The organism is Kitasatospora sp. NPDC097605 (genome assembly GCF_040302725.1).
Lineage (GTDB): Bacteria > Actinomycetota > Actinomycetes > Streptomycetales > Streptomycetaceae > Kitasatospora.
The window spans coordinates 332,258-353,898 of sequence record NZ_JBEOSF010000004.1 but is presented as its reverse complement, the minus strand read 5'-3'; the positions used below and the strand labels follow the sequence as shown (position 1 = coordinate 353,898).

Annotated in this window: 20 protein-coding genes; 9 read left to right on the top strand and 11 right to left on the bottom strand. The window is 74.2% G+C overall.

What is annotated here, in order from left to right; all coding sequences use genetic code 11:
- Positions 1-82: 82 nt before the first annotated feature.
- Entirely contained in the window at positions 83-580 is a 498-nt protein-coding gene (locus ABTX81_RS07120; RefSeq protein ID WP_350542252.1) for a phosphoribosyltransferase, read from the bottom strand.
- A 212-nt stretch (positions 581-792) separates the two neighbouring features.
- On the opposite strand from ABTX81_RS07120, the gene ABTX81_RS07115 reads away from it, so the two are divergent.
- From ABTX81_RS07115 to ABTX81_RS07105, 3 genes are all read left to right on the top strand, one after another.
- On the top strand, positions 793-1,668 hold the full coding sequence (locus tag ABTX81_RS07115; RefSeq protein WP_350542200.1) for an NAD-dependent protein deacetylase: 876 nt from the start codon (positions 793-795) through the stop codon (positions 1,666-1,668).
- A gap of 111 nt (positions 1,669-1,779) precedes the next feature.
- Entirely contained in the window at positions 1,780-2,238 is a 459-nt protein-coding gene (locus ABTX81_RS07110) for a nuclear transport factor 2 family protein (RefSeq protein ID WP_350542198.1), read from the top strand.
- Between the two features lie 131 nt (positions 2,239-2,369).
- Entirely contained in the window at positions 2,370-2,924 is a 555-nt protein-coding gene (locus tag ABTX81_RS07105) for an EF-hand domain-containing protein (RefSeq protein WP_350542196.1), read from the top strand.
- A gap of 66 nt (positions 2,925-2,990) precedes the next feature.
- Here ABTX81_RS07105 and ABTX81_RS07100 read toward each other — a convergent pair whose 3' ends face one another.
- Complete coding sequence (locus tag ABTX81_RS07100) at positions 2,991-3,785, bottom strand: adenosylcobinamide amidohydrolase (protein ID WP_350542194.1); 795 nt, start codon at positions 3,783-3,785, stop codon at positions 2,991-2,993.
- A complete protein-coding gene (locus ABTX81_RS07095) occupies positions 3,782-4,507 on the bottom strand; it encodes a TetR/AcrR family transcriptional regulator C-terminal domain-containing protein (protein WP_350542192.1) in 726 nt (241 codons plus the stop codon). Before ABTX81_RS07095 ends, ABTX81_RS07100 begins: the two co-directional genes overlap by 4 nt.
- Before the next feature lie 124 nt (positions 4,508-4,631).
- Between ABTX81_RS07095 and ABTX81_RS07090 the strand changes: the two genes are divergently transcribed.
- Entirely contained in the window at positions 4,632-5,828 is a 1,197-nt protein-coding gene (locus ABTX81_RS07090; RefSeq protein ID WP_350542190.1) for an FAD-dependent monooxygenase, read from the top strand.
- A gap of 183 nt (positions 5,829-6,011) precedes the next feature.
- A complete protein-coding gene (gene fabV, locus ABTX81_RS07085; RefSeq protein ID WP_350542188.1) occupies positions 6,012-7,226 on the top strand; it encodes an enoyl-[acyl-carrier-protein] reductase FabV in 1,215 nt (404 codons plus the stop codon).
- A gap of 10 nt (positions 7,227-7,236) precedes the next feature.
- Here fabV and ABTX81_RS07080 read toward each other — a convergent pair whose 3' ends face one another.
- Positions 7,237-8,622, bottom strand: coding sequence for an erythromycin esterase family protein (locus tag ABTX81_RS07080; protein ID WP_350542186.1), 1,386 nt, complete (start codon positions 8,620-8,622; stop codon positions 7,237-7,239).
- Positions 8,623-8,785: 163 nt separating this feature from the next.
- Positions 8,786-9,049, bottom strand: a complete 264-nt coding sequence (locus tag ABTX81_RS07075; protein WP_350542184.1) for a hypothetical protein — start codon at positions 9,047-9,049, stop codon at positions 8,786-8,788.
- Positions 9,050-9,387: 338 nt separating this feature from the next.
- Between ABTX81_RS07075 and ABTX81_RS07070 the strand changes: the two genes are divergently transcribed.
- Positions 9,388-11,157, top strand: coding sequence for an oleate hydratase (locus ABTX81_RS07070; protein ID WP_350542182.1), 1,770 nt, complete (start codon positions 9,388-9,390; stop codon positions 11,155-11,157).
- An 84-nt stretch (positions 11,158-11,241) separates the two neighbouring features.
- Here the strand turns inward: ABTX81_RS07070 and ABTX81_RS07065 are convergent, their stop codons facing one another.
- From ABTX81_RS07065 to ABTX81_RS07055, 3 genes are all read right to left on the bottom strand, one after another.
- On the bottom strand, positions 11,242-11,397 hold the full coding sequence (locus tag ABTX81_RS07065) for a DUF6131 family protein (protein ID WP_350542180.1): 156 nt from the start codon (positions 11,395-11,397) through the stop codon (positions 11,242-11,244).
- A 148-nt stretch (positions 11,398-11,545) separates the two neighbouring features.
- The gene (locus ABTX81_RS07060) at positions 11,546-11,845 is read right to left on the bottom strand and encodes a WhiB family transcriptional regulator (protein ID WP_350542178.1); all 300 of its coding nucleotides are present in this window, start codon (positions 11,843-11,845) and stop codon (positions 11,546-11,548) included.
- 117 nt (positions 11,846-11,962) lie between these two features.
- On the bottom strand, positions 11,963-12,331 hold the full coding sequence (locus ABTX81_RS07055; RefSeq protein ID WP_350542176.1) for an SsgA family sporulation/cell division regulator: 369 nt from the start codon (positions 12,329-12,331) through the stop codon (positions 11,963-11,965).
- Between the two features lie 233 nt (positions 12,332-12,564).
- On the opposite strand from ABTX81_RS07055, the gene ABTX81_RS07050 reads away from it, so the two are divergent.
- The gene (locus tag ABTX81_RS07050) at positions 12,565-13,347 is read left to right on the top strand and encodes a hypothetical protein (RefSeq protein WP_350542174.1); all 783 of its coding nucleotides are present in this window, start codon (positions 12,565-12,567) and stop codon (positions 13,345-13,347) included.
- Positions 13,348-13,371: 24 nt separating this feature from the next.
- Here ABTX81_RS07050 and ABTX81_RS07045 read toward each other — a convergent pair whose 3' ends face one another.
- The 3 genes from ABTX81_RS07045 to ABTX81_RS07035 form a co-directional block, all read right to left on the bottom strand.
- Complete coding sequence (locus ABTX81_RS07045) at positions 13,372-13,848, bottom strand: ATP-binding protein (protein WP_350542172.1); 477 nt, start codon at positions 13,846-13,848, stop codon at positions 13,372-13,374.
- Positions 13,849-13,976: 128 nt separating this feature from the next.
- Positions 13,977-14,372 (bottom strand): STAS domain-containing protein, encoded by a 396-nt coding sequence (locus tag ABTX81_RS07040; protein WP_350542170.1) that lies wholly within the window; start codon positions 14,370-14,372, stop codon positions 13,977-13,979.
- Positions 14,373-14,488: 116 nt separating this feature from the next.
- Positions 14,489-15,361 carry a SigB/SigF/SigG family RNA polymerase sigma factor gene (locus ABTX81_RS07035; protein ID WP_502892716.1) on the bottom strand — a complete coding sequence of 291 codons (873 nt, stop codon included), beginning with the start codon at positions 15,359-15,361 and terminating at the stop codon, positions 14,489-14,491.
- Between the two features lie 262 nt (positions 15,362-15,623).
- Here ABTX81_RS07035 and ABTX81_RS07030 point away from each other — a divergent pair, with 262 nt between their 5' ends.
- Together ABTX81_RS07030 and ABTX81_RS07025 are read left to right on the top strand one after the other, a co-directional pair.
- Complete coding sequence (locus tag ABTX81_RS07030; RefSeq protein WP_350542168.1) at positions 15,624-19,079, top strand: HAMP domain-containing protein; 3,456 nt, start codon at positions 15,624-15,626, stop codon at positions 19,077-19,079.
- A 32-nt stretch (positions 19,080-19,111) separates the two neighbouring features.
- On the top strand, positions 19,112-21,607 hold the full coding sequence (locus tag ABTX81_RS07025) for a SpoIIE family protein phosphatase (RefSeq protein ID WP_350542166.1): 2,496 nt from the start codon (positions 19,112-19,114) through the stop codon (positions 21,605-21,607).
- Positions 21,608-21,641 lie beyond the last annotated feature (34 nt).

Sequence of the window (21,641 nt, the reverse complement as noted above, 5' to 3'; positions counted from 1 at the left end):
CCATCCACCGCCGCACCTCCCGCTCCGGATCGTCGCACGACCCTGCCCAGGGTACGGGAGCCCCCCGGTGCACCGGCCCGCGTCAGGCGTCGAGGACGCCGCCCGCGCGCCGGACGACCGGCGCCTCCGTCGACCACGGGAAGTTGATCCAGTCGTCGGTGCGCTTCCACACGTACTCGCACTGCACGAGGCTGTGCGACTTCTCGTAGATCACGGCCGAGCGCACCTCGGCGACGTGGCCGAGGCAGAAGTCGCGCACCAGCTTCAGCGTCTTGCCCGTGTCGGCGACGTCGTCGGCGATCAGGACCTTCTTGTCGGTGAAATCGATCGCCTCGGGGACGGGCGCCAGCATCACGGGCATGTCGAGGGTCGTGCCCACCCCCGTGTAGAACTCGACATTCACCAGGTGAATGTTCTTGCAGTCCAGCGCGTAGGCCAGACCCCCTGCCACGAACACACCGCCACGGGCGATGCTCAGGATGAGATCGGGCTCGAACCCGTCATCCGCCACCGCCTGCGCCAGCTCGCGCACCGCCCGACCGAACGTCGAATAATCCAGGACTTCACGTACATCGCTCACCTGCACATTCTCCACGGTCATCGGCCCGCCGACGAACACCGCCCCGGGGGCGTCGGCCCTCCCCCTTGGCGCGGCCCGCAGCAGGACAGGAAATTCTTCGGCCACGACCTCTTCAAGTGAGGCTGCTCCACCGTACGGGGACGAAGATTCTTTCGTTGTACCCCGCCGGGCGGCCCTGCACCGGGCCGCCCGGCGGGGTTACCCTCGGCGGTATGGAAGCCTCGGACGCCAGTGCCCCGGAGCGCCCCGCCGGCTCCGCCGGGCTCGCGGGCCTCGCCGGGCTGGTGGGGCTGCTGGAGCGGCGCGGCGCGGTGGTGCTCAGCGGGGCGGGGCTGTCCACCGAGTCCGGCATCCCCGACTACCGGGGTGCCACCGGTCTCCGCCGTACCGGGACGCCGATGACCTATCAGGAGTTCACCGGCGGCGAGGCCGCCCGCCGCCGCTACTGGGCCCGCAGCCACACCGGCTGGCCCCTCTTCGCCCGGGCCCGGCCGAACGCCGGGCACCACGCGGTGGAGCTCCTGCGCCGCTCGGGCCACATCGGGGCGGTCATCACCCAGAACGTCGACGGACTCCACCACGCGGCCGGCACCCGCGAGGCGGTGGAACTGCACGGCGGGCTCGACCGAGTCGTCTGCCTGGACTGCCGGCGCACCAGCTCACGGGCCGAACTCGACGGGCGCCTGGAGGAGTTGAACCGGGGCTTCCGCCGTCCCGGCGCCGAGCTGCGCCCGGACGGTGACGCGCGGCTGCCGCAGGAGCTGGTGGACGGCTTCCGCGTCGCGCCCTGCGCGGACTGCGGCGGCGTGCTCAAGCCGGACGTGGTGTTCTTCGGCGAGAACGTGCCCGCCGCCCGGGTCGAGCGGTGCTACGAACTGGTCGACGCCGCCGGCTCGCTGGTCGTCCTCGGCTCCTCGCTCACGGTCCTCTCCGGTCTGCGCTTCGTACGCCGCGCCGCCCGCGCGCGGCTGCCCGTCGCCATCGTCAACCAGGGCGCCACCCGCGGCGACGACCTCGCCGCGCTCCGCCTCGACCTGCCGCTGGGGCCTGCCCTGGCCGAGACCGCCCGACTGCTCGCCGCCCACTGAGCCGGCCGGGCATGACCCCGGAGGTCATCGACGTCCGCCGGGGCACTCGGGGAGGATGGTGATCACCGCACCGCAGGACGGCGCGGACCGCGAGGGGGAGGAACCGCAGAGATGACCGCGACCACGCCGGCGACGACCGCCGGGACCCGGGCCGTGCTGGAGGAGCTGCTGCGCCGGATCGGCGAGGGCGACCCGGAGCGCATCGCCGAGCTGTACGCGCCGGAGGGCGACTGGAAGCTGGACTGGCCCGAGGAGGAGCACGGCCGCGCCGAGACCCCGTGGATCCGCCACCGCACCACCCGGGCCGACGCCGCCGCGCACTACCGCGAGCTCGCCGAGCACCACGTGCCCGGCGCCGCCGCGACCACGGTCGAACGCGTCCTCGTCGACGGCGACGACGCCGTCGTCCTCGGCGAGATCCGCCAGACCGCCCGCTCCACCGGCCGCCCCTACCGCGCCCGCTTCGCCCTCCACCTGACCGTCCGACAGGGCCTGATCACCCGCCACCACGTCTACGAGGACAGCCTCGCCGTCGCCCGTGCCTTCAGTCCGGCCGGCTCAACCCCCTGATGACACCGTTCCATCGAAGGTGTGGTTTCGCCTTCCGGCCATGGCCTCACCGTTCGTTCCCGCTCTAGCGTGCGTCGCAGTCCCGACGGGGCGGCGTGCTCCGTCGTCGGACGCGAGAGAGGGAGCAGGGAATGCCGGCCGAGGTGAAGAACCAGAAGTTCACCATGCTCTTCGACTGGTTCGATCAGGGTGGCGACGGCATGCTCACGCATGACGACTTCGAGACGATGGGCGGGCTCTTCGGCGGACTGGCCGCGGAGGACGACCAGGAGAACGTCTCGGCGATGCGGGAGGCGTTCGAGGAGTGGTGGCGCGTGCTGCTCGCGCACGGGGACGCCGACGGGGACGGGAGGATCGACCGCACGGAGTTCCTCGCCCTCATGGAGGCCGACGTCACCGCCCCGGAGCACTTCGAGAAGGCGGTGCTGGCGATCGCGGACGCCCTGATGCGCGCGCTGGACACCGACCATGACGGCGTGCTGAGCAAGGACGAGTACGTGCGCATGTACAGCGCCCTGGGAATCCCGCCCGAGCACTCGGGGGACGCGTTCCGCCGACTCGACCGGGACGGCAACGGGGTGATCAGTCACGAGGAGTTCAGGACGGCCATCACCGAGTTCTATCTGAGCGCCGACGAGAACGCGCCGGGGAACTGGCTGATCGGCCCCATCCAGCCGCGGGCCTGACGCCCCGTCCAGGCCGTGAACCGGCGCTCGACGGCCGTCCGCGGGGGTGGGGGTCGGTGGTGAGGCTCAGGTCGTCAGGCGGGTCACCGCTCCGGCCGGGAGGACGTTCGCGCACAGGCAGTCCGCCACCGGCCGCCGGTGCGGCGCGGCGGGCCCCTGGGCGCGGCGCCGGCGATCGCGGTGTGCGCCCTCGACGACCGCCCGGTGAACCGCACGGGCCAGCCGGGCGCCCCACGGGGAACGCGGGCCGCCGAAGGGATCGGCCTCCCGGTGGCCGTCGGGGGTGCGGACGGCCACGCAGACCGCGTCGGACGGGGTGCCGGTGCACGTGTAGCCGGCGTCCAGGAGGGCCTGGACCTTGGCCTCGGTGGCGGTCGCGAGCAGGTTGACGAGACCGGCGTCGGTCACCGGCGCCGGGACCACGGCGAGGATGTTGATCGTGCCGGGAACGTACCGGGCGGGTGCCGGCACAGCGGGTGCCGGAGCGGCGGGCGGCGGAGCGGCGGCCCAGGTCGGCACGCCGATGCCGGTCGTCACCAGGGCGAGGGCGCCGCCGTCCTCACCCCAGGTGCAGTCGTCGACCTCGGCGGCGGTCATCAGGCCCACGCCCGGGCCGCGCAGCCCCTCGGCCCGCGCCAGCTCCGCCAGGTGCCGGTCCGGGTCCAGCCGGTCGTAGCCGGCCCTGACCTGGGCGTTCACCACCCAGCCACGTTCACCGATCCCGCCGCCCAGCACCGCGCTGCTGACCATCCGCCACCCCGGGCCGGCCTCCCACACCAGCAGGTGACGGCAGGAGCCGTCCTCCGCCCTCGCGCCGCGCCGCACGACGGGCAGCCGGGCCCCGGCGGCCGCCCCGGTCACAGGCCGGCGCCACGGGCGCCCCCGGCGCGCCGCGTGATCAGGGCTTCCAGGCCGTCGAGGATGCGCTCCAGGCCGAAGTCCAGCGCCCGGTCATGGCCGTCCGGCGCGGTCATGGCCGCCGCGAGCGCGGGGAAGCGGTCGGCGTGCCGGTGCACCAGGGGGCCGAGGAGGGCCAGGAACTCCGCCTCGGGCGGGCTGTCCGGACGGGCCGCGCGGGACTGCTCGGCGATGCCGCGGACGTGCCCGGCCAGCAGCACGGCGGCGTCCATCCGCTCGGGGCCGGTCAGCCGGTGGCCGTCCAGGGCCGCGACCACCCGTTCCAGCCAGCCGAGTTCCTTGGGGCCCATCACCCGCGGTCCGACGGTGGCGTCGAGCAGCCACGGGTGCCGGGTGAAGGAGCCCTCCAACTGTCTGGCCCAGGCCGTCAGTTGCTCCCGCCAGCCGAGCGCGTCCACCGCCGCCGGCGGTTCGCCGACCGCCGCCTCGACCATCAGCGCGACCAGCTCGGCCTTCCCTGGCACATAGCGGTAGAGCGACATCTTGGTGAAGTCCAGCAGCCCGGCCACCTTCTGCATCGAGACGGCGCCGAGGCCCTCCGCGTCCGCGATCCCGATGCCTGCCGCGGCGATCCGCCCCAGGCTCAGCGCGGGCTTCGGCCCCCGGGACGGCTTGGCGGGCGGCCCCCAGAGCAGCCGCACCGCCGCGTTCGCTTCCTCGCCCATTCCCGCTCCGTCCCGCGTTCCCGACCGCCCCTTGCGGGGGCGGGCCAACTGTGTCTACCGTACACAGCAATGAACAGTGTCCATCGGACACAGTTAATGGACGACCCCGGATGGAGCGGTCCGCATGAGCACCAAGGTCCTGATCTCTGGCGCGAGCATCGCCGGTCCCGCCCTGGCCCACTGGCTGGGGCGGTACGGCTTCGAGACCACCGTCGTCGAGCTCGCCCCCGCGCTGCGCGGCGGCGGCCAGGCGGTCGACTTCCGCGGCGGGACCCAGCTGACCGTGCTGGAGCGGATGGGCGTGCTCGACGAGCTCCGCGCGCTGGACACCGGCGGCAGCCCGATGACCTTCGTCGACCCGCGCGGCCGTCGGCTCCTCCACCTGCCGGCCGACTTCGCGGGCGGGGAGGTCGAGGTCCCGCGCGGAGAGCTCGCCCAGGTACTGCACCGGCACAGCCTGCCGCGCACCGAGTACCTCTTCGGCGACTCGATCACCGCCCTGGAGGAGACGCCCACCGGAGTCCGGGTGGCCTTCCGGCACGGCGCGCCCCGCGCGTTCGACCTCGTGATCGGCGCGGACGGGCTGCACTCCAACGTCCGCCGGCTCGCCTTCGGCCCGGAGCGGCGCTACGTCCGCCACCTCGGCTACTACGCGGCCACCTGGCAGCTGCCCAACCACCTCGGCCTGCCGCCTGGTTCGGTCGGCCTCAACGTCCCCGGCCGGCTCGCCTCGGTCGGCGCCGACCACCGCGACCCGAGCCGGGCGGGCGCCTTCTTCCTCTTCTCCTCGGCCGAACTCCGCTACGACCGCCACGACACCGCGCAGCAGAAGGCGCTGGTCCGGGACGCCTTCGCGGACCTCGGCTGGGAGGTGCCCCGGCTGCTGGAGAGCCTGGAGCAGGCGCCCGAGCTGTACTTCGACTCGATCAGCCGGGCCGACGTCCCCGCCTGGTCCACCGGCCGGATCGCCCTGGTCGGCGACGCCGCCTGCGGGGCCACCATCGGCGGGATGGGCACCGGCACCGCCGTGGTGGCGGCGTACGTCCTGGCCGGCGAGCTGGCCCGGGCCCGCGGTGACCACCGCGCCGCCTTCATCCGCTACGAGCGGACCCTGCGCGGGTACGCCCGGGGCTGCCAGAAGGGCGGCGACCGCACCGGCCCGTTCCTGGCTCCCGGCACCGCGGCCGGGCTGCGGGTGCGCAACGGGCTGCTGAACCGGCGCTGGATCCTCGCCGGGATGCTGGAGCTGGGCAAGCGGATCAGCGGCCTCGACCTGCCGGACTACGCGGACGAGCTGTCGGACGCCGCTCCCGCCCGCTGACCGGACCGGCCGGCTCCCGGCGGGCGGGCCGTGGTGGAAACACGCCAAGACCGGCCGGTGATCCTTGTGCCCCGACGCGGGCCCCTCGCCGGTCGGGCTCGGCGCAGACTGGCGGGGCGCGACGGCCCGGGCGGTCCGGGCGGCGCGCGCGTTCCGCTGTCCGCCGACCCGAGGACCACCGTCGTGAACCCGCGCGTACTCACTCCCCGCAACCGGGGCTTCCTCTTCCTCGACTCCCACCCGGCGGGCTGCCGCCGGGTGGTGGCCGACATGTGGCAGGAGTGCCCCGCGCCGGCCGGTCCGCCGCAGGGCGCCGGACCGGTGGCGCTGGTCATCGGGTCCTCGGCCGGATACGGCCTCGCGGCCACCGTCGCCGGACTCAAGCGGGCCGGTGTCCGGGGCATCGCGGTCTCCTTCGAGAAGGCCCCCACCGAACGGCGCACCGCCACGGCGGGCTGGTACCGCACCGCGGCCACCGCCGAGCTCGCCCGCGACGCCGGGCGGGACCTGGTCTTCCTCAACGGCGACGCGTTCTCCGACGCCGTGAAGGACCGGGTCGCCGACCTCGTCGAGCGGCGGTTCGGCGGCAGGCTGGACCACCTGGTCTACTCGGTGGCCGCGCCCCGGCGCACCGACCCGGACTCCGGTGCCACGTACTCCTCCGTCCTCAAGCCGATCGGCCGGACGAACCGCACCAAGACCCTGCTCTTCGACGACGACGGCGCGCCCGAGGTCCACGAGGTGGAGACCGGGCCGGCCGAGGGGGACGACGTCGAGCAGACCGTGGCCGTGATGGGCGGCGCGGACTGGGAGCGCTGGATCGACCACCTCGCCGGCCGGGGGCTGCTCGCCGGGGGCTTCAGCACCGCCGCGCTGTCCTACATCGGCTCGCCGCTGACGGCGGCGATCTACCGGCAGGGCACCATCGGCGCGGCCAAGGCCCATCTGGAGGCCACCGCCCGCGCCCTGAACGAGCGGCTCGCCAGGACCGTGGGCGGGCGGGCCGTGACCTCGGTCAACGGCGCCGCCGTCACCCAGTCGTCCACCGCCATCCCCGGCATCGCCCTCTACACCGGGCTGCTGCGCGGCGTCCTCGGCGAGGGCGTGGTCCCGCCCGTCCGCCAGCTCGCCGCCCTGTGGGACCAGCTCACCGGCGCGGCCCCGCTCGCGCTGGACGACGAGGGCCGGGTCCGGCTGGACGCGTGGGAGTTCGCCGACGGGGTCCAGGCGGCGGTCGCCGGGCGCTGGGCGGCCGCCACCACCGACACCGTCGCCGGCCTCGCCGACCTCGACTGGTTCCGCGCCGAGGTCCGGCGCCTGTACGGGTTCTCCGTGCCGGGCGTCGACTACGCCGCCGCCGTCGCCACCGACGTCCCCTGGCCCGACCCCGCCTCCTGACCCGGGCCGGTCAGAGCTTGCGGGCCGCGTGCACCTCGTCGAGGTGGATCAGGACGTCGTAGGCCCGGCCGACCGCGAGCCGCGGCATGGGGTCATTGAGGAAGACCGAGCCGGCGTCGTAGGTGGGGCGGCTGACGTCCAGCCAGTCGCGGGCCGCCCGGGGCACGGTGCGCAGGTCGACGTAGTAGTCGCGGTAGCGGACCCGGTCGAGGGTGTGCTCGTTCATGTCCGGCGTGGCCGGCGGCACGGTGACGGCCTTCCAGCCGCCGGTCAGCACCTCGTCGGCGGTGAGGAAGGAGCCGCGGTCGAAGGTGAAGCCGATGGCGACGTAGTCGCGGCCGTAGGTGTCACGCAGGTGGGAGCCCTGCGGCTTGGGGTACAGGAAGGTGTCGGTGGCCAGGTAACCGGCATGGCCGTTGTGCGCCGAGAGCAGGACCTTGCCGCCGGTGCGGCGCTGCCACCAGCCGACGTTGTCCGCCATCGCCCGGTCGCGCAGCTGCTCCGAGGCGGAGACGGAGGCCGGGTCGGCGAGGTCGAAGGTGGCGAAGGCGAAGGTCTGGGCGATGTTGCGGGCGTGCTGCACGGCCCACTCGTACGCGTCGTCCCCGGGGGTGCCGCTCACGGTGACCAGGTCGAGCGCCTGCTGGGCCTTGACGGCGTTCTCCCGGCGCTCGGCGACGGGCCGCCCGATGTAGGCGATGGTGTCGTCCAGCGGGCGCAGGCCGGCGTAGAGCCCGTCGAGCGCCGGCAGGGCGTCCGGCCGGGCCTGCCGCAGGTAGGAGGCGACCCGCTCGAAGGCGGCGTCGCCGAGCCTCGGGGCACCGATGTCGTCGCCCAGGAAGTGGACCGGGCGCTGCGGGTGGCTCCGGTTGTACTCGCGCATCCAGGAGATCAGCTCGGCGAACTCCTCGCGCTCCCAGGGGCTGCCGCCCAGCGCCTCCCTGACGATCCGCCGCGCGTCACCGGGGCCGCCCTGGACGTACTCGTCGACCAGCAGTCCGCTGGTCCAGCTCGTCTCCAGGGCGAAGGTGGTGAAGCCCTTCTCCTCGACGAGGTAGCGGAAGACTCGCTCCTTCATGGCGAAGAACTCGTGCGAGCCGTGCGTCGCCTCGCCGAGGCCGACCACCTGGGCGTCGCCGATCATCGCGCCGAGTGCGCGCAGGTCGGCGGTGCGGCCGCCGGGGTCGGTCGTCCGCAGCGGCTGGGCGACCCGGTCCAGGGCGCGTACGACGGCCGCCCGCCGGGCGTCCGTCCCCTCCGCCGCCACCGCCCGGGTGTCCGCCGGCCCCGCCGCCGGGGCGGCGACCGCCCCCACCGGGGCCAGGACGGCCCCGGCCACCACGGCCGCCGTCGCCGCCAGCAGCCCCCGCCGCCCGATCCGCTTGCTCGCTGCCATCGCTGTGACCACTCCTCGACTCGTAGGTCCCGGGATCCCGGTGAGTTGATCATCACGGTGACGGCGGTGGCGGCGCGCTGGGGACGGCCTCCGACTTTCCTGGGGGAAGCCCCCCGGCCCGATTCGGCGGCCACCCCCCGGCCCGCGGACGGCCCGCCGTCCGTTACAGGGCGCGCAGCGCCCGCTCGCACTCCCGGCAGCGCTGCTCGGCGAGCGCCGGCGGGTACCAGGGCTCCCCCAGCCCCGGCCGGAAGTGGGCGTGCTCCATGTCCCCGGTGTCCCGCCCGCACAGCGTGCGCGGCAGCGGGTCCTCCGGCACGTCCGGGTCCGACCCGGCGGCGTGCACGGCCGCCACGGCGGGCTCGACCCCGTCGGGACCGAGCACCCGGGCGGGTTCCAGCTCGTAGAGGACGACGATCGAGGCCATGCCACGAGGATCGTCCGCCCCGGCCGCCCGGACACCCCGGGTGGGCTGTTCGTGGACACGGGTGCGCCGGCACAGCCCGGAGCCGGGCCTGCGGCGTGAAGGCCCGGAACGGGACCAAGGGCACACATCCACCCGGGACCTCCGGGCCGCGGGTTGGTCCCGGTGGGCCGGTCCGCCGCGCGGCCGGGCGGGGCAGGGTGGTGATCACGGCGCGGGTGGCCGGGTCGGCGGGTGTCCCCCGTTCGGGCCGGTCGCGTTGCCGCCGCCGGGGCCGTTGGCGAGCGTGGGCGAGGTGTGCCGACGCGCGGACGGCCGGATCGACGATCGAAGGAGTGCAGGTGTACTGGAGCAGCGGCAACTACGAGGCGTTCGCCAAGCCGCGCAAGCCCGAGCGGGCCGACCGGGCGAGCGCCTGGTTCGTCGGTTCGGGCCTGGCGTCGCTGGCGGGGGCGGCGTTCCTGGTACGCGACGCGCAGGTGCCCGGTGAGCGGATCACCGTCCTGGAGCGGCTGCGGCTGCCCGGCGGTGCGCTGGACGGCATCAAGGAGCCGGAGAAGGGCTTCGTGGTGCGCGGCGGCCGCGAGCTGGAGGACCACATGGAGTGCCTGTGGGACCTCTTCCGCTCGGTGCCCTCGCTGGAGGTCGAGGGCGCCTCGGTGCTCGACGAGTTCTACTGGCTGAACAAGGACGACCCGAACGTCTCGCTCCAGCGGGTCACCGAGCAGCGGGGCCGGGACGCCCGCACCGACGGCCTGTTCGCGCTGAGTGACCGGGCGCAGAAGGACCTGGTGCGGATCTTCCTGGCCACCCGCGAGGAGGTCGAGGGCAAGCGGATCGACGAGGTCTTCGGCCGTGACTTCCTGGACAGCAACTTCTGGCTGTACTGGCGGACCATGTTCGCCTTCGAGGAGTGGCACGGCGCCCTGGAGATGAAGCTCTACCTGCACCGCTTCGTCCACCACGTCGGCGGCCTGCCGGACCTCTCCGCGCTGAAGTTCACCAAGTACAACCAGTACGAGTCGATGGTGCTGCCGCTGACCCGCTGGCTGATGGACCAGGGCGTGAGGTTCCGCTACGAGACCGAGGTCACCGACATCGACTTCGAGCTCGCGCCCGGGCGCAAGCGGGCCACCCGGATCCACTGGACCGAGGCCGGGAAGCCCGGCGGCGTCGAACTCGGCGAGGACGACCTGGTGTTCACCACCATCGGCTCGCTCACCGAGAACTCCGACAACGGCGACCAGCACACCCCGGCCCGGCTGGACGAGGGCCCGGCGCCGGCCTGGGACCTGTGGCGCCGGATCGCCGCCAAGGACCCGGAGTTCGGCCGCCCCGAGGTGTTCTGCGGCAACATCCCGCAGAGCAAGTGGGAGTCGGCCACCATCACCACCCTGGATCCGCGCATCCCCCGGTACATCCAGCAGGTCGCCAAGCGCGACCCGTTCAGCGGCGGCGTGGTGACCGGCGGCATCGTCACCGCCCGTGACTCCTCCTGGCTGCTGAGCTGGACGGTGAACCGGCAGCCGCACTTCAAGCAGCAGCCGGCCGACCAGATCGTGGTCTGGGTGTACTCGCTCTTCGTCGACCGGCCGGGCGACTTCGTCCGCAAGCCGATGCAGGAGTGCACCGGCGAGGAGATCACCCAGGAATGGCTGTACCACCTGGGCGTCCCCGAGGCCGAGATCCCGGAGCTGGCCGCCGGGGCCGCCCGCTGCGTGCCGGTGATGATGCCCTACGTCACCTCGTTCTTCCTGCCGCGCAAGGCCGGCGACCGGCCGCAGGTGGTGCCGGAGGGGGCGGTGAACTTCGCGTTCATCGGCCAGTTCGCGGAGACCGGGCGGGACTGCGTCTTCACCACCGAGTACTCGGTGCGCACCGGCATGGAGGCGGCCTACGGGCTGCTCGACGTCGAGCGCGGCGTCCCCGAGGTGTTCAACTCCACCTATGACGTGCGCAAGCTGCTCGCGGCGACCAGCCGGCTGCGCGACGGCGCCGAACTGAGCCTGCCGGGCCCCGATTTCCTGCGCAAGCGGCTGCTGCACCGGCTGGAGGCGACCGAGGTCGGCGCACTGCTGGAGGAGTTCGGGCTGATCGACGAAGCGCGGTAGCGGACGAGCACACCACGGACCCGGCGGGTCCGCGCACCACTCCCGGTGTGCGGACCCGCCGGGTCCGTGGTGTGGGGCCGGCGATCAGTAGTAGTGGCGGCGTCCGCCGACGGCGTGGCCCATGGCGCCCGCGACCCACAGCACGAGGCCGATCAGGGCAAGGACGATGCCGATGGTCCACAGCCACGAGAGGCCGGTGACGAAGCCGATGATGAGCAGAATGACGCCGAGGACGATCACGGAAGCCTCCCGGTGGATGCGGACGGGCGGGGCCTCGGAGGGCCGGTGACCTGCCGCTCTCCGGCCTGGCCCTGGCGCTGCGTGTACCACTCTGCCGGGCGGGCAAACGCGACGGTCACGCGCGGGCCGACAGCGGCCGCGGGCCGCGCTACGCGAACGGGCGGCCCGGTGCGGAGGCGTCGGTGAACAGCGCACGCCGGTCCTCCTCGGTCAGCCCGCCCCACACCCCGTAGGGCTCCCGGGTGGCGAGCGCGTAGCGGCGGCACGGCACCCGCACCGGGCAGCGGGCGCAGACCGACTTCGCGTGCTGCTCGCGTTCCTTGGCGGCGGCGCCGCGCTCGTTGGCCGGGTGGAAGAAGATGCTGCTGTCGACGCCGCGGCAGGCCCCCTCCAGCTGCCAGTTCCAATGCTGCTCGACGGCTCCGGGGAGGCGGGAGATGTCGGTCACGGCGGCCCCTTTCCTGACGCGGGACGGTGGTCGGTGTCGTCGGCCCGTCTAACCCCGATCCGGCGCTTCATGCATTCCGGCATGCGCTTCGGCACGGGTTTCCGGCACGCCCGCCGTTCAGGCGGAGAGCAGGTCGCTGATGCAGCGGTCCCAGTCGATGCGGTCGGACTCGGTGCCGACGGGCACCGCCCGGCCGGTGGCCCGCAGGAAGCGCGCGAGCGGGCGCACGGGGGCGTTCAGCAGCGCCACGCCGGCCCGGCAGCCCAGCGCGATGAACACGTGCTCGCCGGTGCCGCTCGGTTCGATGTGGACGTCGCCCTCGCCCACCGGCCCGCGCAGCCCGGCCGCCAGCAGGTCGCGGGCCACCACCCAGACGGCGCCCTCGTCGGCCCCGAAGTCCAGCCGGACGGCGAACGGGTCGGCGCTCTCGTAGCGGCACTCGACGTCCAGGTCCCGCCCCTGCGCCTCGCCCGTGATCAGACGCATCCTCAGCTGTGCCGCCACCACTTCCGACATCGGCCTCGCCCTCCCGCGACTCGTGCTGTCGAACGCTGTGGGCACCGTCTGCCCCGGCGCTCCGCGCTCATGCCACGGAATCGGCAGGGGCGCCACCCGGCGGGCGGAAAGGTCGTGGGTGTCCGCACGGAACGAGGCGGTCACAGAGGGTTAGCCCCGGTATGGCACGATTTCGCCCGCCGCCCAGCGGGCAAGCAAGGCGTATGGACGACAGCCGCAACCCCCAGGTGGACGCCGCAGTCGGCCGGGCCGACGCGCGGCGTCTGACGGACGAGCTGCGCGCGGCGGTGGTGGAGCCCCGCACCGCCGCGCTGGTACTGACCCGGCGGGTGCGCGCCGCGCACCGGGGCCGGGTGTGGACGGCGCTGGGCCATCCCTCCTGGGACGCCTACGCCATGGCCGAGCTCGGCGTCCCGCGGCCCACGGCCTACCGGCTGCTGGACCTCGCGGCCACCGCCGGGGTGATCGAGGAGACCGTGGCCCGCGAGGCCGGGCCCTCGCTCGCGCACGCCTGGGACAGCTGGGCGGTGCTGGACGTACGGGCGGTGGTGGACCTGCGCGGACGGCTGGCCGAGCTGGCCGACCTGCTCGCCGAGCGGCTGGGCCAGCTGCGCGCGGAGGCCGGCGGGGAGCCCCGGGAGCCCTCCCGGGTCGCCGCCGCCGTCGCCGACGCGGTCGCCGAGCTCCGCGAGAGCCCGGACGTCCCGCCCGCCGACCTGCACAGCGTCCCCGGGCCCGACGGGATGGACGTCGAGGCCTGGCGCACCGTGGTCGCCGAGGGACTGGGTGTGCAGAAGCGGCTGCGGGGCGGCTACCGCGAGCTGGGGCTGCTGGCCCTGCGCGTGGCGCCGGGCTATCTCTCCGACCACGACTCCGAGGCGGTGCTGCATATGCTCGGCGAGGAGATCGGCAGCACCTGTGACGAGCTGCTGGCCTGCCGCCGCTACGCGCTGACCGGCGACGCCCGGGCGGTCGAGGGGCTCTGAGCCGGTGCGGCGGGCCCGGGGCGCTCAGTCGCCGCGCAGGAAGCGCGCGGTGTCGACCTCGGCCCAGATCGCCTTGCCCTGGGCGTGCGGCTCGGCGCCCCAGCGGTCGGCGGTCCGCTCGACGATGAACAGGCCGTGACCGCCGGGCAGCGCCGGATTGTGCGGCTGGCGCGGAGTGGGCATGACCGGACTGCGGTCGCTGACCTCGACCCGCAGCCGGGCCTCGGTGACGTCCAGGACCATCTCCAGCGGGCCGCCCCCGTGCAGCATCGCGTTGGCGACCAGCTCCGCCGCCAGCAGCACGACATCCTCGGCGACCTCGTCGCGGCGGCCGGCGGCGGCCGGGTACCAGTCGGCGAGCGCCCCGGCGGTGAACGTCCTGGCGTGGGCCACCGGCTTGGGGAGATCCGCGAGGGTCAGCCGGCGCCGCTGGCCGCCCGGGGGTGCCGCGGGTCCGGCCTGCTGGGGGTCTCCGTCCAGGGTTCCCCGGCTCAGCGTCATAGGAGGGCACCCTTTCGGATCGACGGCGTTTTCCGCATGGTCGGTTTCCCGGCGGTTCCGGAATTATGCCTGCCGCCGGGCCGGACAGCACCGGGCCGGCGCGTGTCCGGTCCGGCGGGCGTCCCGGCTCATTCCCGCAGGGCCGCGTCGACCGACTCGTGGATGGCGAACACCGTCCGCGCCCCGGTCAGGTCGAGGACCCTCATGACCGTGGCCGGAACGGCCGCCAGTCGCAGCTCGACGCCCGCCCGCTCCGCCGCCAGGCGGGTGCGCAGCAGGACGTTCAGGCCGGAGGAGTCGCAGAAGCCCACTCCCCGGAGGTCGATCACCACGGCCGCGGGCGCCTGGGCGACCAACGCGGCGAAGGCGTCGGCGGCCGGCGCCAGCGTCTCCACGTCGAGGTCTCCGGCGAGGGCGCAGACCACCGCGCCGTCGGGTCCGGAGCGGGTTTCCACCACCAGCTCCGGACGCGGTTGGGAGGCCGCCAGCACAGTCTCACCCCGGTCGTTGTCGGATGGCTTCATCGTCGTTCCCCTCCATGTCCGTGCCTTCCGACAATACGGAGATCACGCCCGTCGGCCAAGTGAGGGAGGGTGGGTCGGGGCTGTCGCACCCCTCGGAGCGGCACCGCGCGTCGCGGTCAGGCGGCTTCCATCCCCTGCCGCAGTTGTCGCAGCGTCCGGCTCAGCAGCCGGGAGACGTGCATCTGCGACAGGCCGAGGCGGGCGCCGATCTGGGACTGCGTCATGTCCTCGCAGAAGCGCATGGAGAGGATCAGCCGCTCGCGCTCCGGCAGGGCGGCCACCAGGGGCTTGAGCGCGACCAGGTCCTCCACGAGGTCGAGCTCGCGGTCGTCCTCGCCGAGGTGGTCGGCCAGAGCGCCGGGGCCGTCGCCCTCCTCGCCGCCGCCTTCCAGGGACCCCGCGGTGTGGCCGTTAGCCGCGGTCAGGCCCTCGACGACCTCCTCCTCGCTGATCCCGACGTGCTCGGCCAGCTCGGCCACGGTCGGGGCCCGGTCCAGGCGCTGCGAGAGCCGCTCCTGTGCCCTGGCCAGGGTGATGCGCAGTTCCTGGAGCCGGCGCGGGACGTGCACGGCCCAGGTGGTGTCGCGGAAGTGCCGCCGTATCTCGCCGAGCACGGTCGGCAGGGCGAAGGTGGTGAACTCCACGCCGACCTCGGGGTCGAAGCGGTCGATGGCCTTGATCAGGCCGAGCGCGCCGACCTGGAGGAGGTCCTCCTTGGGCTCGCGGTGCGAGTCGAAGCGGCGGATCGCGAACCGTACCAGGGAGAGGTTCATCTCCACCAGCGTGGAGCGGACGTAGGAGTACTCCCGGGTCCCCTCCTCCAGGGTCGCCAGGCGGCGCAGCAGCACCTTGGTGAGTTCGCGGGCGTCCGCGGGAGCGACCTCGCGGGGATCGTCCACGGCCGCCAGTTCGGGCGGCAGCAGGTCGCGAAGTCCGCTCGGGGACGACGCAACGGCGGAGACGAGCATGTCACCGGTGGTGGCCACCATGGGATTCCTTCCGTCGTGTCGGCACGGTCCTGCCCCCGCTACCCCGGATGCGCGAAAGGATGCAGTCGCCGTCTGTGAAGGTTTCGCGGAGGCTGCCGGACGGCACCGGAGCGGCGGGACGCTTGGAAGGTTGCCTCAGGCACCAACCGTTTTTCAACCGCCGTAAGGGGTGGGGTAGCCTCCCTGGCGGTACACACCGCGCGCCCGCGGACCGGTCCGCCGACTCGTTCCCGCGGTGCCCAGGATCGGAGGCGAGCATTCGATGGCCGGCCCCACCACGTTCCACGGCCCGCAGCACGACCGGGACGGAGGGCCCGACACCGAGCACGTGGGCGAGCCCGAACTGCGGCTGCTGCTCGCCGGGTTGACGGCGGTGCGGGACGGCGACTTCGGCACCGAGCTGCCGGCCGACGCCGACGGGCTGCTGGGCGAGATCGCCACCGTGTTCAACGGCATGGTCGACCAGCTGTCCCGGTTCACCTCCGAGGTGACCCGGGTCGCCCGGGAGGTCGGCACCGAGGGCCGGCTCGGCGGGCAGGCCCAGGTGCCGGGCGTGTCGGGCTCCTGGGCGGACCTCACCGACTCGGTCAACGCGATGGCCGGCAACCTCACCACCCAGGTGCGCGACATCGCCCAGGTGGCCACCGCGGTCGCCAAGGGCGACCTCTCGCAGAAGATCACCGTCGACGCCCGGGGCGAGATCCTGGAGCTGAAGAACACCGTCAACACGATGGTCGACCAGCTGTCGGCGTTCGCCGGCGAGGTCACCCGGGTCGCCCGCGAGGTCGGCACCGAGGGCATCCTCGGCGGCCAGGCCGACGTCAAGGGCGTCTCCGGCACCTGGCGAGACCTGACCGACTCGGTGAACTTCATGGCCGGCAACCTCACCGGCCAGGTGCGGGCGATCGCCCAGGTGGCCACCGCGGTGGCCGGCGGCGACCTCTCGCAGAAGATCACCGTCAACGCGCGCGGCGAGATCCTGGAGCTGAAGGAGACCATCAACACGATGGTCGACCAGCTCAGCTCCTTCGCCGACGAGGTCACCCGGGTGGCCCGCGAGGTCGGCTCCGAGGGGCGGCTCGGCGGCCAGGCCCAGGTGGACGGCGTCTCCGGCACCTGGAAGCGGCTGACCGAGAACGTCAACCGCCTCGCCGGCAATCTGACCCGGCAGGTGCGCGCCATCGCCGAGGTGACCAGCGCCGTCGCCGCCGGCGACCTCACCCGCTCGATCACCGTGGACGCCTCCGGCGAGGTCGCCGACCTCAAGGACAACGTCAACTTCATGGTCCAGTCGCTGCGCGAGACCACCCGCGCCAACGAGGAGCAGGACTGGCTGAAGACCAATCTGGCCCGCTTCTCGGCGCTGATGCAGGGCCGGCGCGACCTGGTGGTGGTCGCCGAGTCGGTGATGGACGAGCTCGCCCCGCTGGTCTCCGCGCAGTGCGGCGCCTTCTACCTCGCCGAGGAGGGCCCCGAGGGGACGGTGCTGCAACTCGTCGGCTCCTACGCGTTCCCCGACGGCGAGCGCCCGACCCGCTTCCGGCTGGGCGAGTCGTTCGTCGGCCAGGCGGCGCGCAGCCGGCGGACCATCACCGTCGACTCGCTGCCGACCGGCTACCTGGCCGCCTCCTCCGGGCTCGGCCGCACCGGCTCGCTGTCCCTGGTGGTGCTGCCGATCATGGTCGAGGAGCAGGTCCTCGGCGTCATAGAACTGGCCTCCGTGCAGCCGTTCACCCAGGTCCACCGGGACTTCCTGGAACAGCTGATGGAGACCATCGGCGTCAATGTCAACACCATCATCGCCAACGCCCGAACGGATGAACTGCTCGGCGAGTCCCAGCGGCTCACCGCCGAACTCCAGGCCCGCTCGGAGGAGTTGCAGGCCCGCCAGGAGGAGCTCCAGGCCTCCAACGCGGAGCTGGAGGAGAAGGCCGAGCTGCTCGCCGCGCAGAACCGCGACATCGAGGCCAAGAACCTGCAGATCGAGCAGGCCCGCCAGGAGCTGGAGGACCGCGCCCACCAGGTCTCGCTGGCCTCCACCTACAAGAGCGAGTTCCTGGCCAACATGAGCCACGAGCTGCGCACCCCGCTCAACAGCCTGCTCATCCTGGCCCAGCTGCTCGCCCAGAACCCCACCCGCAACCTCACCGCCAAGCAGGTCGAGTACGCCGGCATCATCCACTCGGCCGGCTCCGACCTGCTCCAGCTGATCAACGACATCCTCGACCTGTCCAAGGTCGAGGCGGGCAAGATGGACGTCAACGTCGAGGCGGTGCCGCTGCGCGCGCTGCTCGACTACGTCGAGGCCACCTTCCGCCCGATGACCGGCCAGAAGAACCTCGCCTTCGCCGTCCAGACGGTCGACGGCGTGCCCGCCGAACTCGCCACCGACGACTACCGGTTGCGCCAGGTGCTGCGCAACCTGCTGTCCAACGCGGTCAAGTTCACCGAGCAGGGCCGGATCGAGCTGCGCATCGAGCCGGCCGCCGCGGCCGAACTCCCCGACGGCGTCCGGCGCGACGGCCCGGTGCTCGCCTTCCGGGTGAGCGACACCGGCATCGGCATCGCGCCCCAGCACCTGGAGACCGTCTTCGGCGCCTTCCAGCAGGCCGACGGCACCACCAGCCGCAAGTACGGCGGAACCGGCCTCGGCCTGTCCATCAGCCGGGAGATCGCCTACCTGCTCGGCGGCGCGATCACCGTGGAGAGCACCCTCGGCCGGGGCAGCACCTTCACCCTCTACCTGCCCGCCGCCCGGCCCGACGCGGCCGCCGCCGGCACCGATGGCGCGCCGCGCCGCGCGCCCGGCCGCGTCCCGGAGCCGTCCGGGGACGCGGACCGGCACCCCGACGACCGGACGGCCGCCGACGGGCCGCGCCGCCTGCTCGTGGTGGAGGGCCGGCCGAACGGGCTGCTGTCCCTGGTGGCGGAGAACGCCGTGGCCGACCTCGCCCGCTACGCCGGCGCGCGGCGCCAGGTGGAGATCGTCACCGCGGTCGGCGCCCAGGAGGCCGCCACCGCGCTGGCCACCTCCCCGTGCCACTGCGTCGTCCTCGAACTGGACCTGCCCGACGGCACCGCGGCGCGGTTCCTGGAGGAGATGGAGCGCGACCCGGCGCTGCACGCCGTCCCGGTGCTGGCGCACCACAACCGGGGCGTCGGCGCGCAGGACGAGCAGGCCGTCCACCGGGACGGCGGGCGCCCGCTGGAGTTCCTGTCCAGCCTGGACGAGCTGCGCGAACGCGTCGCGCTGCACATGAGCGCCGACCGGCCGGGTGCCGTGCTGCCGCTGGTGCGCGGCACCGGGCGGGACGCCTCCTGGAGCCCGCAGGCCGATCCGACGCTGGCCGGGCGCACCGCGCTGGTGGTGGACGACGACGACCGCAACCTCTACGCGCTCACCAGCATCCTGGAGCTGCACGGCCTCCGGGTGCTCCAGGCGGAGAACGGGCGGGCGGCGCTGGAGGCACTGGCCGCCCACCCCGGGATCGACGTCATCCTGATGGACGTGATGATGCCGGAGATGGACGGGTACACGGCCACTGCGGCGATCCGCGCGATGCCCGAGCACGAGGGGCTGCCGATCATCGCCGTGACGGCGAAGGCGATGATCGGCGACCGGGAGAAGAGCCTGGCCTCGGGCGCCAGCGACTACATCACCAAGCCGGTCGAGGCGGCCGAGGTGATCGGCCGCATCCGGCACCACCTGACCCGGTAGTCCACCCACCGCCCGACCCCCAGGAGTCCGCCGTGCAGCAGCCGCAGGATCCCCCGACCACGGAACGTCCCGCGCCGTCCGAGGACGGCGCCGCGCGGGTCGGGCCGCAGCGCGGGCCCTCCCGGGACGTCGGCCCGGCGGGCGGGGAGGCGACGGCGGTCGGCCGGCTGGCCGGCACCGTGGAGCGGCTGCGGCTGGAGCTGGAGCGCGCCCAGGCGCACTCGGCGGGCCGGGCCGTGGTCGAGATGGGCGTCGGCGTGCTGGTCGAGCGGCTGCGCTGCGGGCCCACCGAGGCCGCCGGGCAGCTGGAGAGCCTCGCCGAGCAGGCCGGGGTGTCGACCCTGGCGCTCGCCGCCGACCTGGTCAACCAGGCCGCGGCGGACCAGATCTCGGCGCTCGCCCGCGCCTTCGTGGAGGAGGCGGCCGTCCCCTCGGAGCAGCCCGGGCAAGCGGCTCGGCCGCGGCAGCCGGAGCACCCGGCCGAGCCGGTGGCGGTGCGGCTGCGGAGCACGGAGGCGGACGCCCTGGCGGGCGGCGATCCCGCGGCGGCGGCCCGCGCCATGCTGGACCACGCGCTGCGCCCCCTCGGCGTGGCGGCCGTCGCGGTCTGGGCGGCCCATCCCGACCTCTCGCTGTCGCTGGCCGGCAGCGCCGGCTTCCAGGAGGAGGAGGCCCGCCGCTGGCGCCATGTGCCGCCCGGTGTGCCGACCCCGGCCCGCCGCGCCCTGGACGAGCGGGCGGCGGTCGGCTACCCGACGCTCGCCGAGGCCTCGCTGCCCTCGGTCGGCCAGCACGAGGTCCGCGGCGGCCGGCTGGCCGTCCCGGCGGGCAAGGGCGGGCGGCTGATCGGCGTCCTGGAGCTCTGCTGGCACGAACGGCTGCCCGAGCAGTCCCAGCCGCTGCAACGACAGTTCGAGGCGCTGGCCGAGGTGGCCGCCGCCACCCTGGAGGCCGGCGGCGGGCGCGAGCCGCACCCGCCGGAGGCCGCCGACACCCGCTTCGAGGAGCTGCGCCGGCTGACCGACGGCCTGCTCGACCCGTGCATGGTGCTGCGGGTCGCGCCGGACGGCGACGACCTGCCGCCGCTGTTCGTGATCCGGCACGTCAACCCGGCCTTCGTCGACTTCGCCGGCCGGCCCACCGGCGCGATCGTCGGCGCCCGGCTGCTGGAGGCCTACCCGCTGGCGGCCGAGGAGGGCGGCCTGGCCGAGAAGGTCGAGCACGTCTTCGCCACCGGGGAGCCGTTCCGCACCCCGGCCCTGCGGCTGGCCGCGCTGGTCGACGGGGTGCCGCTGGTCACCCGGGCGCAGGTGAGCATCAGCCGCCACGGCGACCACCTGGCGGTGGTCTGGCGCCTGGACGACGGCACCCCCCGGGTGGCCCGGCTGCTCCAGCACGCGCAGCGCCTCGGGCGGATCGGCGGTTTCGAGGAGGACCTGCGCACCCGGCGGATCGCCTGGAACGACACCCTGTTCGAGCTGCACGGGCTGCCGTCCGGCGCCCCGCCGATCGCCCTCGACCAGCTCCCCGACCACGCCCACCCGGACGACCGGCACGCCCTCGGGCGGTTCCTGCGCACCCTGCTGCACCACCACCGCCCGGCGTCCACCGCCTTCCGGCTGCAGCGCCCCGACGGCGTCACCCGGCACATCAGGGTCGTCGCCGAGCCGGTGCACGAGCCCGGCAGTGGACTGCGCACCGTGCGCGGCGCCTACCAGGACATCTCCGCCCAGCACTGGACGGAGGTCGCGCTCGCCGCCACCCGCGACCAGCTCGCCCAGAGCGAGCAGCAGGCGGCCGAGCGCAGCCGGCTCGCCCTGCAGCTCCAGCACGCGATCATGCCCCCGGCGCGCGGCCCGCTGGACCTGCCGGACCTGCGGGTCGGGGTGCGCTACCGCCCGGCCGAGAAGGGCCACCTGGTCGGCGGCGACTGGTACGACGCGCTGCCGCTGCCCTCGGGGGACGTGCTGCTGTGCGTGGGCGACGTCGCCGGCCACGGCATCGAGGCCGCCACCGGGATGGTCGCCCTGCGCAACGCGCTGCGGGGCCTGGCCGCCACCGGGGCGGGGCCGGCCCAGCTGCTGGGCTGGCTGAACAGCGTCACCCACCACCTGACCGACAACGTCACCGCCACCGCCGTCTGCGGCCTCTACCGGCCCGGGTCGCGCCGCCTGCGCTGGGCGCGCGCCGGGCACCCGCCGCCGGTGCTGCTGCGCGGCGCGCGGGCGACCACGCTGCCGCAGCTGGGCGGCATCCTGCTGGGCGCCGTCGACCAGGCCGAATACGAGGAGGGCGAGCTGGTCCTGGCGCCGGGCGACGAGCTGGTGATGTACACCGACGGGCTGATCGAGCGGCGCGACGAGTCCGTCCAGGCGTCGCTGGCGGGCCTGATGGCGCTCGCCGAGCAGGCCTGCGGCACGGCGGCCGCGGGCGCGGACGGCCTGGAGGAGCACCTGGACCACCTGCTGCGCTACAGCAACGCGGACACGGACGACGACACCTGCCTGGTCGGGATCGCCGTCCGGTAGCCCCCGCCCCGGAACATGACGGCGCGCCGGGCGG